Below are 15,208 nucleotides of genomic sequence, written 5' to 3'. Positions count from 1 at the left end.
TCACTCCATCTCGAGGATGATCGCATCCACCGCAAGGCTTTCCCCCGCCTTGGCGTTGACGGACTTCACCGTGCCCGACTTCTCGGCGCGCAGGATGTTTTCCATCTTCATGGCTTCCACCACTGCCAGCGGCTGCCCTGCCTCGACCTTGTCGCCCTCGCCCACATTGAGCGAAACGAGCAGGCCCGGCATCGGGCAGATCAGGTACTTCGAGAGATCCGGCGGAATCTTCTCGATCATGTGCTGCGTGTAGCCGGCGATGTGCGCGGGCAGGCAGTCCACCTTGTGGATCGCGCCGCGCGTGGTCATCCGGAAACCGGTGCGAGTGACGTCCAGCTTGAGCGTCAAGTCCTCGCCATCGACTTCCGCGTCCACGAAGCGGTCGCCCGGGGTGTACTCGAGTTCGAGTTCGACTTCCTCGCCATTGACCGTCAGCAGGTCTTCGTCGAGTTCGACCGCGAAGACATCGCCGTCGATGGTCACGGTCCACTCGCCCGGAGGATCGAGCGGGCCGCCCAGCTGGCCTTCGACCCGGCGCGAGCGATCGGCGCGCGCGGTGGCGACGAAGGCGGCGACGGCGGCCAGCTGCACCTTGAGTTCGTCCGACGCGGGCGCGCCGTGGAAGCCCTCGGGGTACTCCTCGGCGATAAAGCCGGTGGTCAGCTCGCCCGAGCGGAAGCGCGGGTGCTGCATGATCGCCGAGACGAAATCGATGTTGTGGCCAAGGCCCTCGATCTCGAAGGCGTCGAGCGCGGCGATCTGCTTGTCCGCCGCCTCGTCGCGCGTCTCGCCCCAGGTGATGAGCTTGGCGATCATCGGGTCGTAGAACATCGAGACTTCACCGCCTTCGTAGACGCCGTCGTCCACGCGGATACCGTCGATGCCGCGGCGGCCGTTCTCTTCGCCGTCATCCGTCCAGCCTTCGACCGGCGGATTGTAGCGCACGAGGCGGCCCGTCGAGGGCAGGAAGCCGCGATAGGGATCTTCGGCGTAGACGCGGTTCTCGATGGCCCAGCCGTCGATCTTCACGTCGTCCTGCGTCATCTCCAGCTTCTCGCCCGCCGCGACGCGGATCATCTGCTCGACGAGATCGACGCCGGTAATCGCTTCGGTGACGGGGTGCTCCACCTGCAGGCGGGTGTTCATTTCGAGGAAGTAGAAGCTCTCGCCCGTCGGGTCCGCGCCCGAGACGATCAGTTCCACCGTGCCCGCCGAGTAGTATCCCACCGCGCGCGACAGGGCGACGCACTGCTCGCCCATGGCCTTGCGCATCGCCGGGGTGACGAAGGGCGACGGCGCTTCCTCGACCACCTTCTGGTGGCGGCGCTGGATCGAGCATTCGCGCTCGTTCAGGTAGAGGATGTTGCCGTGCTTGTCGCCGAGGATCTGGATCTCGATGTGGCGCGGGTTGAGGATGAACTTCTCGATGAAGACGCGGTCGTCGCCGAACGAGTTCAGGCCCTCGCGCTTGGTCGCCTCGAAGCCTTCGCGCACGTCGTTTTCGTTGTAGGCAAGGCGCATGCCCTTGCCGCCGCCGCCCGCGCTGGCCTTCATCATCACCGGGTAGCCGATCTCGGCCGAGATGCGCACGGCGTGCTCGGTATCCTCGATCTCGCCGACGAAGCCGGGGACGACGTTGACGCCGGCCGCTTTGGCGAGCTTCTTGGACTCGATCTTGTCGCCCATCGCCGCGATCGCGTTCACGGGAGGGCCGATGAACTCGATGCCCTCTGCGGCGAGCGCCTCGGCGAAGGAAGTGCGCTCGGACAGGAAGCCGTAGCCGGGGTGCACGGCGTCGGCGCCGGTCTGCTTGGCGGCGGCGATGATCTTGTCGGCGATCAGGTAGGACTGCGCGGCAGGCGCGGGGCCGATGTGCACCGCCTCATCCGCCATCTGCACGAACGGCGCGCGGGCGTCGGCGTCGGAATAGACGGCGACCGTGGCGATACCCATGCGGCGCGCCGTCTTGATGACGCGGCAGGCGATCTCGCCCCGGTTTGCGATCAGGATTTTTTTGAACATGGCACCTCGAAGCCCCATTCGGGGTCTTGTTTGTTGGCGGTCGGAAACAGGAACTGCAGCGCCTGCGGCGAGAGGACGTGATAGGCCGTCGCATGGGTCAGATCCTCACGCGGCGAGAGGCAGACCAGCGAGCCGCCTGCTGCCGCGACGCGCTGCGCGGCCTGAGCGGTTTCCTGACCTTCGTTCGAATATGTCAGGTACAGCGGAGCGGTCCGGGGAGACGTCGCGATCAGGCCTGCGGCCGCTTTGGCGAGGGCCGCGTCATGCCACCACAGGCTCGCGTCGATGGCGGCGTAACGGTGGAACAGGCCGGGTTCACGCAGCCACGTCTCGACGATGAACAGGCCGGCCAGCGATTCACCAATCACCCCATCGTCGCCATCGGTGCGATAATCCGCCTCGATCAGCGGCTTTACCTTGTCACGCAGGAAGGCTCGGAACCGTGCGGACTGTCCAGCCGTCGGGTATTGTTTGTGCTGCGCGGCATTGCCAGCACTGCCGATCAGTTCGGCGCGGCGGTCCTTGCTCTCGATCCCGACGACGATGACCGGCAGCGAGCGGCCCCAGATCGCGTTGAGCGCGCTCGTCCCGGCAACATGCAGGAAGTCCTGTGAAAGGCCGCCATCGATGAGATACAGCACCGGATAGCGCTTAGCTCCATCCGCATAGCCTTCGGGCAGATAGACGTTGACCTGTCGCTGGTCGCCGTCGGCAAAGGCAACGAGGTGTGTTTGTCCGATCGTGATCGGAGTGGATGCAGGCGCTTCGGCAACCGCAACGCCCGGCACGCAAAGGAGGCAGGACAACGCCAGCAGCATTGATCCCGCCCGTTTCATCACTCGGCCGCTTCCAGCTTGGCGCAGCCCTTGGGCATGCGCTGGGCTTCGACTTGCGCGGGCGTCAGTTCGATGGCCATCGGCTTGAGCCCCAGCCGCGCGAACATCGCCAGATCGTTGTCGTCGCCGGAATTGGGCGCGGTGAGCAGCTTGTCGCCGGTGAAGATCGAGTTCGCGCCCGCCAGGAAACACATCGCCTGCGTCATCTCCGACATCGACTCGCGCCCCGCCGAGAGGCGCACCATCGAGCCCGGCATGGTGATGCGCGCCACCGCGACGGTGCGCACGAACTCCACGTCGTCGATCTTCGCGAGCGGGGTGTCGGCCAGCATGTCGCCCAGCACGGTGCCCTTCACCGGTACCAGCGCGTTCACCGGCACCGACTGCGGATGTTCCGGCAACGTCGCGAGCGTGTGAACGAAGCCCACGCGATCGGCCCGCGTTTCGCCCATGCCGACGATGCCGCCCGAGCATACGTTGATGCCCGCCATGCGCACGTTCGACAGCGTATCGAGGCGGTCGTCCATCGTGCGCGTAGTGATGACCTGATCGTAGCGCTCGGGCGAGGTGTCGATGTTGTGGTTGTAATAGTCGAGGCCCGCCTCGCTCAGCATGTCGGCCTGATCAGGGGTCAGCATGCCCAGCGTCATGCAGGTTTCCATGCCCATTGCGCGCACGCCCTTCACCATCTCGATGATGGCGGGCATGTCGCGGTCCTTGGGGTTGCGCCAGGCCGCGCCCATGCAGAAGCGGGTCGAGCCCTGGTCCGCCGCCTGCGCCGCGCGCTGCAGCACGGCCTGTACTTCCATCAGCTTGGTCGCCTTGACCCCGCTGTTGGCTGAGACCGACTGCGAGCAGTAGCCGCAATCCTCCACGCACCCGCCGGTCTTGATCGAGAGCAGCGTGGAGAGCTGCACTTCGTCGGCCTTGTGGCTGGCGCGGTGAACTTCGGCGGCGCGGAAGACCAGCTCGGTGAATGGCAGGTCGAACAGCGCCGCGATTTCCTCGCGGGTCCAGTCGGTACGGGGGGCGAAAGCGGGGGTTTCGGTCATAGTCATTCCTCAGGCGGCACGCGCGCGGCTCGGGGCCAAAGCCCTGTCATAGAACGCGATGCCGCGCTGATCCAGCATCCCCTTACTCGGCCGCCTGCAGTTCGGAGCCGGCGGGCGGCATGTTGTGCCCGAGCAGGCGCAGCACGTCCGCGGCGCATTCGACCACGTTCGAGCCGGGGCCGTAGATGCCCTGAACGCCGGCATTGCGCAGGTATTCGTAGTCCTTCGCCGGGATCACGCCGCCGGCGATCACCTTGACGTCGCTGCGCCCGGCATCGCGCAGTTGCTGGATCAGTTCGGGGATCAGCGTCTTGTGACCGGCCGCGAGGCTGGAGGCACCGACGACATCGACTTCGTTTTGCAAGGCCAGCACCACGGTTTCCTCGGGCGTCTGGAACAGCGGGCCGGAGACGACCTCGAAGCCCATGTCGCCGAAGGCCGAGGCGACGATGTTGGCGCCGCGATCGTGCCCGTCCTGGCCCATCTTGGCGACGAGCAGCTTGGGCTTGCGGCCAAGGCGGCGCTCCACCGCCTGAACGCCGTCGAGCACCTGCTGCCAGCGGCTGTCGCCCTCGTAAGGCGCGCCGTAGACGCCCTTCACCGGGGTCGGCTGAGTGCCGTAGCGCTCGAAGCTCTCCTCCATCGCGGAGGAGATTTCGCCGAGGGTCGCGCGGGCGCGGGCCGCTTCGACCGCAAGGGCAAGCAGGTTGTTCTCGATGCTGGCGGGCGCAGCGGCGCCATCGGCCAGCGCCTTGAGCGCGGCCTGGCACACGGCTTCGTCGCGCTCCGCCTTCATCTTGTTGATGCGGGCGATCTGGCCTTCGCGAACCTTGGCGTTGTCGATGTCGAGCGTCTCGATCGCGTCCTCGGCGGCGAGGCGGTACTTGTTGACGCCGACGATCACGTCGTCACCCCGGTCCACGCGCGCCTGGCGGGAGGCGGCGGCGGTCTCGATCATCGCCTTGGGCCAGCCGGCGGCGACCGCCTTAGCCATGCCGCCATCGGCCTGCACGCGCTCGATGATCTCCCAGGCCTGGTCGACGAGGCTCTGCGTCAGCGATTCGATGTAGTACGAGCCACCCAGCGGATCGACGACATTGCACATGCCGGTCTCCTCCTGGATGATGATCTGGGTGTTGCGGGCGATGCGCGCCGAGAAGTCGGTCGGCAGCGCGATAGCCTCGTCCAGTGCGTTGGTATGCAGCGACTGGGTGCCGCCCAGCATCGAGGCCATCGCCTCGATCGTGGTGCGGATCACGTTGTTGTAGGGGTCCTGCTCCTGCAACGACACGCCCGAGGTCTGGCAGTGGGTGCGCAGCATCTTCGAGCGCTCATCCTTGGCGCCCAGTTCGGTCATCACCCGGTGCCACAACACGCGCGCGGCGCGCAGCTTGGCGACTTCCATGAAGAAGTTCATGCCGATCGCGAAGAAGAACGACAGGCGGCCCGCGAACTTGTCGATGTCGAGACCCGAGGCCACGCCGTACTTCACGTATTCGGCGCCGTCCGCAATGGTGAAGGCCAGCTCCTGCACCTGCGTCGCGCCGGCTTCCTGCATGTGGTAGCCGGAAATCGAGATCGAGTTGAACTTGGGCATCTCGCGGCTGGTGTAGCCGAAGATGTCCGAGATGATCCGCATCGAAGGCTCAGGCGGGTAGATGTAGGTGTTGCGGACCATGAACTCCTTGAGGATGTCGTTCTGGATGGTCCCGTCGAGGAGCTTGCGATCGACGCCCTGCTCTTCACCGGCGACGATGAAGAAGGCCAGGATCGGGATCACCGCGCCGTTCATAGTCATCGAGACCGACATCTTGTCGAGCGGAATGCCGTCGAACAGAATCTTCATGTCCTCGACCGAGTCGATCGCCACGCCCGCCTTGCCGACGTCGCCGACCACGCGCGGGTGGTCGGAGTCGTAACCGCGATGCGTCGCGAGGTCGAAGGCGACCGACAGGCCCTTCTGACCCGCCGCGAGGTTGCGGCGGTAGAAGGCGTTCGATTCCTCGGCGGTGGAGAAGCCCGCGTACTGACGGATGGTCCAGGGACGGCCCGCGTACATCGAGGCGCGCACGCCGCGCGTGAAGGGCGCGAAGCCGGGCAGGCCCGGATCGACGGTCACGTCCTCGGCGGTGTAGAGCGGCTTGACCGCGATGCCCTCGGGCGTTTCCCAGGTCAGGTCCTTGCCCTTGACTTCCTTGGTTGCCGCTGCCTGCCAGTCGTTGATGTCAGCCATGTTCGCTATTCCTCGGATCGCCCGGCCGCAGGGCCGGGTCTTCGGGTCGAATTAGTGGTGGTCGCCCTTCGGCGTTTCCATGATCTCGGTAAGCTGTCCGCCCATGTCCTTGGGGTGGACGAAGAAGATCAGCGTCCCGTGCGCGCCCATGCGCGGCTCGCCCAGCACGCGCTTGCCGAGACCCTCGAACCAGGCCTTGGCAGCGTGGATATCGGGCACTTCATAACAGATGTGGTGCTGCCCCCCGAGCGGGTTCTTCTCCAGCCACTTGCCCACCGCCGAGTCCGGCGAGGTGGGCTGGAGCAGCTCAATCTGCGTACCCGCAGTGCCGCCCTCGCCCGGCGTGTTGACGAAGCAGACGCGCACCTGCTGGCTTTCGAGCACGAACGGCTCGGTCACGTCGGTGGCCCCCATCACGTCCTTATAGAACGCGATCGAGGCGTCGAGATCGGGCGTGGCGACGCCGATGTGGTTGAGACGGCCGAGCTTCATGGCAGTTATCCTACGTTCTCTATGACCATGGCGATGCCCTGCCCGCCACCGATGCACATCGTGACGAGACCGTACTTCCCGCCGATGCGCTTCAACTCGTACATGGCCTTGATGGTGAGCATAGTTCCCGTGGCGCCGACGGGGTGACCGATCGACACGCCAGAGCCGTTGGGATTGACCTTCGCCGGATCGAAGCCGAGCACCTTGGCGACAGCGGCGGCCTGCGCAGCGAACGCCTCGTTGCTCTCGATCACGTCCATCTGGTCGAGGCTCAGCCCGGCGCGCTTCAGCGCGATCGGAACGGCCTTGATCGGGCCTTCACCCATATACTCGGGCTCTACACCCGCGTGCCCCCAGGCGACGATGCGCGCGAGCGGCTTCAGACCGCGCTTCTCGACTTCAGCACCGGTGGCGAGCACCACGGCGGCGGCGCCGTCGTTGATGCCGCTGGCGTTGCCTGCGGTGACCGTGCCGTCCTTCTTGAACGCCGGGCGCATCTTGCCCAGCACTTCGACGGTGGTGTCGGCCTTCACGTGCTCGTCGGTGTCGAAGACGGTGACGCCCTTGCGGGTCTTCACCTCGACGGGCAGGATCTGGTCCTTGAAGCGGCCTTCGGCGATGGCATGCGCGGCGCGGGCGTGGCTGGTCGCGGCGAGCGCGTCCATGTCCTCGCGGCTGACGCAGTGGCGTTCCGCCACGTTCTCGGCGGTGATGCCCATGTGGTAGCCGCCGATGGCGTCCGACAGGCCGAGCGTCAGCGCGTCTTCCTGCGTGTTGGCGCCCATCTTCCTGCCCCAGCGCACGCCGTGGTCATGGTAGGGAATGTTGGACATCACTTCGGCGCCGCCTGCCAGAGTCACCGAGGCCTCGCCCAGCTTCATCATCTGCGCGGCCGAGACGATCGCCTGCACGCCCGAGCCACACAGGCGGTTCAGCGTCAGCGCCGGAGTGGCGAGCGGGATGCCGGCATTGATGCCGATCACGCGGGCCAGCATCTGGTCGCGCGCGCTGGTGGGCATCACCTGGCCGATGACCACATGCTCAACCGCGTCCGCCTCGATCCCGGCGCGCGACAGTGCCTCGGTGGCGACGAGGCCGCCGAGGTCCGAAGGCATGAACGACTTCAGCGAACCGCCGAAATCGCCGACTGCCGTGCGCACGCCGCTGACGATGTAGACTTCTTCCATGACCTGACTCCCAATCCCTTATCCTTCGACCGGGCGCCGTATTCGGCTTTCACATCCGGTCCGTGTACTCTCAAAAAGGCCACCTGCCGTGCGTCACAGCGGGATGTTGTCGTGCTTCTTCCAGGGATTCTCGAGTTCCTTGTTCCGCAGCTTGCGCAGGCCCAGCGCGATGCGGCGCCGGGTCGAGTGCGGATAGATGACCTCGTCGATGTAGCCCCGGCTTGCCGCCACGAAGGGGTTGGCGAAGCGGTCCTCGTATTCCTTGGTCTTGGCGGCGATGCCGTCCGCGTCCTGCCCGCGGAAGATGATCTCCACCGCGCCCTTGGCGCCCATCACCGCGATTTCCGCAGTGGGCCAGGCGTAGTTGAGATCGCCGCGCAGGTGCTTGGAACTCATGACGTCGTAAGCGCCGCCATAGGCCTTGCGGGTGATGACGGTGATCTTGGGCACGGTCGCCTCGGCATAGGCGAACAGCAGCTTGGCGCCGTGCTTGATGATGCCGTTGTGCTCCTGATCGGTGCCCGGCAGGAAGCCCGGAACGTCGACGAAAGTGACCAGCGGAATGCTGAACGCATCGCAGAAGCGCACGAACCGCGCCGCCTTCTTCGAGGAGTTGATGTCGAGCACGCCCGCCAGCACCATCGGCTGGTTGGCGACGATGCCCACGGTCTTGCCTTCGACACGGCCGAAACCGATGATGATGTTGCCCGCGTGGAGTGGCTGGAGTTCGAAGAACTCGCCCTCGTCCACCGTCTTGCGGATGACTTCATGCATGTCGTACGGTTGGTTGGCCGAGGGCGGGATGATCGTGTCGAGGCTGGGCTCCAGACGGTCCCATGCGTCGGCCGAGGGACGTTCCGGCACGCCGTCGCGGTTGGACGAGGGCAGGAAGTCGAAGAAATCGCGCGCCGCCAGCAGCGCCTCGATGTCGTTTTCCAGCGCGAGGTCGGACACCGAAGTCTTGCTGGAATGCGTGATCGCGCCGCCCAGTTCTTCCTGCGTGACCACTTCGTTGGTGACGGTCTTCACCACTTCGGGGCCGGTGACGAACATGTAAGAGCTGTCCTTCACCATGAAGATGAAGTCGGTCATCGCCGGCGAGTACACCGCGCCGCCCGCGCAGGGCCCCATGATGAGCGAGAGCTGCGGCACCACGCCCGATGCCAGCACGTTGCGCTGGAACACGTCGGCATAGCCGCCGAGCGAGGCCACGCCTTCCTGAATGCGCGCGCCGCCGGAATCGTTGAGGCCGATGACCGGCGCGCCCACTTTCAGCGCGGCGTCCATCACCTTGCAGATCTTCTGTGCGTGGCGGGCCGAGAGCGAGCCGCCGAACACGGTGAAGTCCTGGCTGAACACGTAGACGAGGCGGCCGTTGATGGTGCCCGAGCCGGTGACCACGCCGTCGCCGGGGATCTTCTGGTCCTGCATGCCGAAGTCGACGCAGTCATGCTCGACGTAGAGGTCCATCTCCTCGAAGCTGCCTTCGTCGAACAGCACGTCGAGGCGTTCGCGCGCGGTCAGCTTGCCCTTGGCATGCTGCGCGTCGATGCGCTTCTGACCACCACCCAGCTTTGCGGCGGAGCGGCGCTTCTCCATTTCGGCGATATTTGCGGACATCCGGATTCCCTTGCCTCGGCGCACACAGCGTCAATTGCTGCATCCGCGTAAGACCGAGAAAGGCCTCTGGTCAACTGTTTTTAATCGACCGGTTAAACTTATCCGGGGTGGGTGCGCGATCTATCCGTCAGGCGATATGACCGAGCCCACCCACCCGTCATTGCGAGCGAAGCGAAGCAACCCAGGGCGGCGTAATGCTGCCCTGGGTTGCTTCGCTTCGCTCGCAATGACGAAAGAGGTTTTCGTCCTCCTACTTCATCAGCACCAGTTCTTCCGACATCGTCGGGTGAACCGCGACGGTGGCGTCGAAATCAGCCTTGGTCAGCCCCGCCTTCACCGCGATCGCCGCGACCTGGATCAGTTCCGGCGTGTCCGCGCCGATCATGTGAATGCCCAGAACCTTGTCCGTCTCGGCATGGCAGATCATCTTGTAGAGCGAGCGCTCGTTGCGCTGCGCCAGCACGTTCTTCATCGAGCGGAAGTCGCTGGTGTAGACCTTGCAGGTGCCGAACTGCTCGGTCGCCTGCGCTTCGGTCAAGCCCACGCCCGCAAGCGGCGGATGGCTGAAGACCGCCGAGGCAATGCACGAATAGTCCACGCTGGCTTCCTTGCCGCCGAACACGCGGTCGGCGAAAGCCTGTCCCTCGCGGATGGCGACGGGGGTGAGCTGCACGCGGTCGGTCACGTCGCCCACCGCATAGATGCTCGGCACGCTGGTGCGCGCGTTCTGGTCCACCGCGATGGCGCCCTTTGCGTTCAGCTTCACGCCGACGTCTTCGAGGCCGAGGCCCTCGATATTGGGCACGCGTCCGGTGGCGAACAGGACGAGGTCGACTTCGATCGGCTCGTGATTGCTCATGTGGACGACCAGCGAACCGTCCTCCTGCTTCACGATCTTCTCGAAGTTCGCGTTGAAACGGAACTCCATGCCCTTCGCCAGCGAGATCTGGAGCAGGCGGTCGCGCACGCTCTCGTCATAGCCGCGCAGGATCTGGTCCGAGCGGTTGATGAGCGTCACATGGGCGCCGAACTGGTGGAAGATGCCCGCGAACTCGTTGGCGATATAGCCCGCGCCCGCGATCAGCACGCGCTTGGGGATCGCGTCGAGATGGAACGCTTCGTTGGAGGTGATGCCATGCGTATGCCCCGGGCATTCCGGCACATGCGGCCGCGCGCCGGTGGCGATCAGGATGTGCTTCGCGGTCTTCTTCTCGCCGTTCGCCAGCGTAATCTCGTGCGGGCCGGTGATCGTCGCGCGCTGGTGGAAGATCTCGACCTTATTGTTGTCGAGCGTCTGCGTGTAGAGGCCGTTGAGGCGATCGACGTCGCCCAGCACGTTGTCGCGCAGGGTCTTCCAGTCGAACTTGGGCTCGCCCACGTCCCAGCCGAAGTGGCGCGCGTCCTCGAGATCTTCGGCGAAGTGCGCGGCGTAGACGAGCATCTTCTTGGGCACGCAGCCCCGGATCACGCAGGTGCCGCCGACCCGGTACTCCTCCGCCACCGCCACGCGCGCCCCGTAGGCAGCCGACACGCGACTTGCGCGCACGCCGCCCGAACCGGCGCCGATGGTGAAGAGGTCGTAGTCGTAATCGGCGTCTTTGGCGGGCATGCGATGAAGCTCCTTTGGTCGCGGGGGCATATGGGACATGGGCTGGGTGATTGCCAGCACGCTCGGCGCGCATTTCCATCCGACGCTCAAGAATTTCTTCCTGCCGCTTTGACCTCGGAACGCATTGTCAACTTTATCGGTTGAGTTTACATTCGAGCCCATAGCACAAGGGAGATCGCCGATGCCCCGTTCTCTTCAAAGTCGTTCGCCCCAGAGCGAATCCGAAAAGCAGGAACCGCTGATCCTTCTCGTCCCAGGCCTCGACGGCAGCGGGCCGCGCCACTGGCAGCGGCGCTGGGCGGAAGAGTTCGACAATGCCCAGCTGGTGGAGCTGGGCACCTGGGACAACCCCCACCGCAACACTTGGATCAACCGTTTGAACCTGGCCGTGCACCGCGCGGGACGGCCCGTGGTGATCGTCGCTCACAGCCTCGGCTGCATCCTGACGGCATGGTGGTCGAAGTTCGAGCAGCCGAGCTGGTCGGCCCCGGTGATCGGCGCGATGCTGGTGGCGCCGCCAGAAGTCGATTTCTTCCCGCGCGACGAACGGGTGACCGGCTTCGCGCCGACGCCTGCCGATGCGCTGCCCTTCCCCTCGCTGCTGGTGGCGAGCCACAACGATCCGTGGATGGGGTTCGAGACCTCGAAAAGCCTCGCGCGGCGCTGGGGCAGCACGTTCGTCGATGCCGGGAACAGCGGGCACATCAATGCCGATTCCGGCCTCGGCAGCTGGGAGGACGGCAAGCGCCTGCTCTCGCAATTGATCGAGATCGGCGCATCCTCGCCGGGATCGGCCCTGCCTGCTCATGCCGATTGGGCCGAGGGCCTCGAACACCGAGCCTGACGTCGCGTCATCCTACCCTTGCAGGGCGCCGGGGCGACCTCACAGTCGTCCCGGCGTATTATTTTCAGGCGATGCCCGCCAGCGCCAGCAGTGCGGTGGTCGAAGGATCGAACTCCACGCCGCCCTGCTCGATCTGCTTGGCGATCTCCTTGCCGAGTTCCACGCCGAACTGGTCGAACGGGTTGATCCCCAGCAGCACGGCGTTGGCGAACGTCCGGTGCTCATGGAACGCCACCAAGGCGCCGAAGGTGGCGGGCGTCAGGTCATCCACCAGGATCGTGGCCGAGGGACGGTCGCCCGGATAGGCACGCGCCGGATCCTCGCTCGCCTTGCCCGCCATCAGCGCGGCACCCTGCGCGAAGCAGTTCGACAGCAGGATGCGGTGGTGATCGAAGGCAAGGTCGTGCCCGGGCGCGATCGAGGCGATGAAGTCCACCGGCACGAGGTTGGTGCCCTGGTGCAGCAGTTGGAATACCGCGTGCTGCGCATCGGTGCCCACCCCGCCCCAGGTGATCGGCGCGGTGGGGCCGTCGATGGGCTTGCCGCCGAAGGTCACCTGCTTGCCGTTGGATTCCATCTCCAGCTGCTGGAGATAGTCGGGCAGCAGTGCCATGCGCTCGTCATAGGCGAAGACCGCGCGGGTCTGGCAGCCGCGCAGGCGGGTGTAGTACTGGTCGGCGAAAGCCGCGCGCAAGGGCAGGTTCGCAAGGCCGTCGGTATCGCGGAAGTGCACGTCCATCGCCGCCGCACCGTCGAGGAACTCGGCGAAGTCGGGCCAGCCCAGCGCCATGGCGACGGGGAAGCCGATCGACGACCACAGCGAGTAACGCCCGCCGACGCTCTCGGAGAAGGGCAGGATGCGGGTTTCGTCCACGCCCCATTCCATCGCCTTTTCCGGCGCGGCGGTGAGTGCGACGACCCGGCCATAGGGATCTTCGACGCCGTTCTCGCGCAGCCAGATCAGCACGCTGTCGGCGTTGGTCATCGTCTCGATGGTGGTGAAGGTCTTGGACGCAACCGCCAGCATGGTATTGGCCGGGTCGCACTTGGCAAAGGCCTGCTCCAGCGCGCAACCGTCGATGTTGGAGACGACATGGACGTCCACCATCGCGCCCTCACGGGCCAGCGCATCGATCGCGAGCGCCGGACCGAGCGCCGAACCGCCGATGCCGACATGGATCAGGTGCTTGACCTCGCCCATGGCGCCGCGATGGATGGCCTCGACGATGGCGGCCATGCGGTGATGGTTCTCGGCCGCGGTCTGGACGCTCTCGTCCTTGCCGACGCCGCGCTGGGCGGTGTGCTCAGCGGCGCGGCCTTCGGTCGGGTTGACGATCTCGCCCGCGAACAGCGCCGCACGGCGGCCCGCGAAGTCCTGCGCCTGCGCCAGTTCCTCGAAGGCGGCGACATGCGCGGCGTCGAGGTGCGTCTTCGACCAGTCGAACAGGATTCCGGTGGAGTTCTCCTCCTCACCCAGTTCGAAGCGCGTCGCGAAAGCATCCAGACGGCCGGAATCGGCATCGAAAAGCTGCTTCAAGGTGGGTTTGTCGAGGCCCTGCAGCTTGTTCCATACCGCTTCGCTCATACAACGCATCTCCTGGTAAGCATTCGGTGCGCCTTATGCGTTCCGCAGTTGCGAAATCCAAGCCCGAGTTGTGCAATTATCGGCCAGTACCTCACGTTGGTCGGGATCGCTCTTGACGGAAGCACGCGGCCATGGGCAAGGGTTTGCCCATGAGCGACACCCATAGCGCGACAAAGATCGAAGCCGGTCAGGCACCCGCCGGAGCCCCCGATGCCAAGCCCAAGAAGGACGAGAACTTCTTCTCCTTCCTGTTCTGGCTGGTGCTGGGCGTGGTGGTGCTGCGCAGCTTCATCATCTCGCCGTTCAACATCCCCAGCGAGTCGATGCTGCCCCGGCTGCTGACCGGCGACTACCTGTTCGCCACCAAGTGGTCCTACGGCTTCTCGAAGTATTCGCTGCCGTTCAGCGTGCCGCTGATCCCCGGGCGCATCCTGGCCAGCCAGCCCGAGCGCGGCGACGTGGTCATCTTCAAGGCCCCGCCGGACAACGACGTCGACTACATCAAGCGCGTCATCGGCCTGCCCGGCGACGAGATCCAGATGAAGGGCGGCCAGCTCTGGATCAACGGGAAGTCGGTGCCCAAGGTGAAAGTCCCTAACTTCACCGTGCCCGTCAGCCCCAACACCGACTGCGGCCCCGGCTTCGAGACCACGGACAAGGGCAAGGACGTCTGCTCCTACCCCCAGTTCCGCGAGACGCTGCCGAACGGCAAGAGCTACACCGTGCTCGACATGGGGCCGACCCCGCAGGACGACACCGGCGTCTACGTGGTGCCCGAAGGCCACCTGTTCCTGATGGGCGACAACCGCGACAACTCGATGGACAGCCGCTTCCCGGCGGTCGAGGGCGGCGGCGTCGGCATGGTCCCGCAGGAGAACCTCGTCGGCAAGGCGGCGGTCATGATGTTCTCGACCGACGGTTCGGCCGAATGGATCAAGCCCTGGACATGGTTCACCGCCGCGCGCTGGAGCCGCATCGGGAGCGTGATCTGAGTGCTTGAAGCAAATACCCGCGCCTTTCTGATCAAGCATTCCGGCCAGGAGCCACTCGACGAAGCGCTCTGGCAAGCGGCCCTGACGCACGGCTCCACCGGCGAGAAACGCAATTACGAAAGGCTGGAGTTCCTGGGCGACCGGGTGCTCGGCCTGTCCGTGGCCGAATGGCTCTACCGGGGCAGCGACGAGGCGGAAGGCCGCCTCTCGCAGCGCCTCAACGCGCTTGTCAGCCGCGCCACTTGCGCCACGATCGCCCGCGACATCGGCCTCGGCCCGCACATGCGCCTCGGCAAGCAGGCGCGCGACGACGGCGGGCAGGATTCGGAGAACATCCTGGGCGACGTGATGGAGGCGATCATCGGCGCCTGCTTCACCGAGCGCGGTTTCGAAGCGGCACGCGATATGGTACTCGGCCTTTGGGCGGATACGCTCCAGGGCAAGACCGGCAAGCGCAAGCATCCCAAGTCCGCGCTGCAGGAATGGACCGCAGGCAACCGCCGCCGGATGCCCGAATACAAGCTGATCGAGCGTTCAGGCCCGGATCACGCCGCGCGCTTCACGGTCGAAGTGTCAGTCCACAACGTCGGTTCGGCGCAGGCCACCGCCCATTCCAAGCAAGACGCCGAGACCGGCGCCGCAGAAGAGTTCATGAGGAAATTCGGCTAGCGAGGCGCTCTGCTTCATCACCCTTCGACAAGCTCAGGGTGAGCGGATTTGTAATTCGGGAATTTTA

12 protein-coding genes are annotated in these 15,208 nt (G+C 65.5%); 3 read left to right on the top strand and 9 right to left on the bottom strand.

Going from position 1 to position 15,208, the window contains the following annotated elements:
• From V2S85_RS00485 to gor, 8 genes are all read right to left on the bottom strand, one after another.
• The gene (locus V2S85_RS00485; RefSeq protein ID WP_330700927.1) at positions 1 to 2,022 is read right to left on the bottom strand and encodes an acetyl/propionyl/methylcrotonyl-CoA carboxylase subunit alpha; all 2,022 of its coding nucleotides are present in this window, start codon (positions 2,020 to 2,022) and stop codon (positions 1 to 3) included.
• Entirely contained in the window at positions 2,004 to 2,840 is an 837-nt protein-coding gene (locus V2S85_RS00480; RefSeq protein WP_330700926.1) for an alpha/beta hydrolase, read from the bottom strand. Before V2S85_RS00480 ends, V2S85_RS00485 begins: the two co-directional genes overlap by 19 nt.
• A 17-nt stretch (positions 2,841 to 2,857) precedes the next feature.
• Positions 2,858 to 3,910: a biotin synthase BioB gene (bioB, locus tag V2S85_RS00475; protein WP_330700925.1), complete on the bottom strand. Its 1,053-nt coding sequence runs from the start codon at positions 3,908 to 3,910 to the stop codon at positions 2,858 to 2,860.
• Positions 3,911 to 3,992: 82 nt separating this feature from the next.
• Entirely contained in the window at positions 3,993 to 6,143 is a 2,151-nt protein-coding gene (scpA, locus tag V2S85_RS00470) for a methylmalonyl-CoA mutase (protein WP_330700924.1), read from the bottom strand.
• A gap of 51 nt (positions 6,144 to 6,194) precedes the next feature.
• Complete coding sequence (gene mce / locus V2S85_RS00465) at positions 6,195 to 6,635, bottom strand: methylmalonyl-CoA epimerase (protein ID WP_330700923.1); 441 nt, start codon at positions 6,633 to 6,635, stop codon at positions 6,195 to 6,197.
• A gap of 5 nt (positions 6,636 to 6,640) precedes the next feature.
• On the bottom strand, positions 6,641 to 7,822 hold the full coding sequence (bktB, locus tag V2S85_RS00460; protein ID WP_330700922.1) for a beta-ketothiolase BktB: 1,182 nt from the start codon (positions 7,820 to 7,822) through the stop codon (positions 6,641 to 6,643).
• Positions 7,823 to 7,915: 93 nt separating this feature from the next.
• Positions 7,916 to 9,442, bottom strand: a complete 1,527-nt coding sequence (locus V2S85_RS00455; protein ID WP_330700921.1) for an acyl-CoA carboxylase subunit beta — start codon at positions 9,440 to 9,442, stop codon at positions 7,916 to 7,918.
• Positions 9,443 to 9,692: 250 nt separating this feature from the next.
• On the bottom strand, positions 9,693 to 11,051 hold the full coding sequence (gene gor / locus V2S85_RS00450) for a glutathione-disulfide reductase (protein WP_330700920.1): 1,359 nt from the start codon (positions 11,049 to 11,051) through the stop codon (positions 9,693 to 9,695).
• Positions 11,052 to 11,232: 181 nt separating this feature from the next.
• Between gor and V2S85_RS00445 the strand changes: the two genes are divergently transcribed.
• Positions 11,233 to 11,895, top strand: coding sequence for an alpha/beta hydrolase (locus V2S85_RS00445; protein ID WP_330700919.1), 663 nt, complete (start codon positions 11,233 to 11,235; stop codon positions 11,893 to 11,895).
• 64 nt (positions 11,896 to 11,959) lie between these two features.
• Here V2S85_RS00445 and pgi read toward each other — a convergent pair whose 3' ends face one another.
• On the bottom strand, positions 11,960 to 13,480 hold the full coding sequence (gene pgi / locus V2S85_RS00440) for a glucose-6-phosphate isomerase (RefSeq protein ID WP_330700918.1): 1,521 nt from the start codon (positions 13,478 to 13,480) through the stop codon (positions 11,960 to 11,962).
• Between the two features lie 149 nt (positions 13,481 to 13,629).
• On the opposite strand from pgi, the gene lepB reads away from it, so the two are divergent.
• Both lepB and rnc read left to right on the top strand, forming a co-directional pair.
• Positions 13,630 to 14,472, top strand: a complete 843-nt coding sequence (lepB, locus tag V2S85_RS00435; protein ID WP_330700917.1) for a signal peptidase I — start codon at positions 13,630 to 13,632, stop codon at positions 14,470 to 14,472.
• Positions 14,473 to 15,141: a ribonuclease III gene (rnc, locus tag V2S85_RS00430; protein ID WP_008828823.1), complete on the top strand. Its 669-nt coding sequence runs from the start codon at positions 14,473 to 14,475 to the stop codon at positions 15,139 to 15,141.
• Positions 15,142 to 15,208: the final 67 nt, after the last annotated feature.

The sequence above is a fragment of the Novosphingobium resinovorum genome (assembly GCF_036352595.1).
In the GTDB taxonomy this organism is placed as follows: Bacteria; Pseudomonadota; Alphaproteobacteria; order Sphingomonadales; family Sphingomonadaceae; genus Novosphingobium; species Novosphingobium resinovorum_B.
The sequence above is the reverse complement of the archived record's forward strand: the minus strand, read 5'-3'. Positions and strand labels throughout refer to the sequence as shown.

Bases quoted from the DNA above. Each gene is read 5' to 3' on its own strand.
- V2S85_RS00485 (WP_330700927.1), bottom strand. From the start codon at position 2,022: ATGTTCAAAAAAATCCTGATCGCAAACCGGGGCGAGATCGCCTGCCGC.
- V2S85_RS00480 (WP_330700926.1), bottom strand. From the start codon at position 2,840: ATGCTGCTGGCGTTGTCCTGCCTCCTTTGCGTGCCGGGCGTTGCGGTT.
- bioB (WP_330700925.1), bottom strand. From the start codon at position 3,910: ATGACCGAAACCCCCGCTTTCGCCCCCCGTACCGACTGGACCCGCGAG.
- scpA (WP_330700924.1), bottom strand. From the start codon at position 6,143: ATGGCTGACATCAACGACTGGCAGGCAGCGGCAACCAAGGAAGTCAAG.
- mce (WP_330700923.1), bottom strand. From the start codon at position 6,635: ATGAAGCTCGGCCGTCTCAACCACATCGGCGTCGCCACGCCCGATCTC.
- bktB (WP_330700922.1), bottom strand. From the start codon at position 7,822: ATGGAAGAAGTCTACATCGTCAGCGGCGTGCGCACGGCAGTCGGCGAT.
- V2S85_RS00455 (WP_330700921.1), bottom strand. From the start codon at position 9,442: ATGTCCGCAAATATCGCCGAAATGGAGAAGCGCCGCTCCGCCGCAAAG.
- gor (WP_330700920.1), bottom strand. From the start codon at position 11,051: ATGCCCGCCAAAGACGCCGATTACGACTACGACCTCTTCACCATCGGC.
- V2S85_RS00445 (WP_330700919.1), top strand. From the start codon at position 11,233: ATGCCCCGTTCTCTTCAAAGTCGTTCGCCCCAGAGCGAATCCGAAAAG.
- pgi (WP_330700918.1), bottom strand. From the start codon at position 13,480: ATGAGCGAAGCGGTATGGAACAAGCTGCAGGGCCTCGACAAACCCACC.
- lepB (WP_330700917.1), top strand. From the start codon at position 13,630: ATGAGCGACACCCATAGCGCGACAAAGATCGAAGCCGGTCAGGCACCC.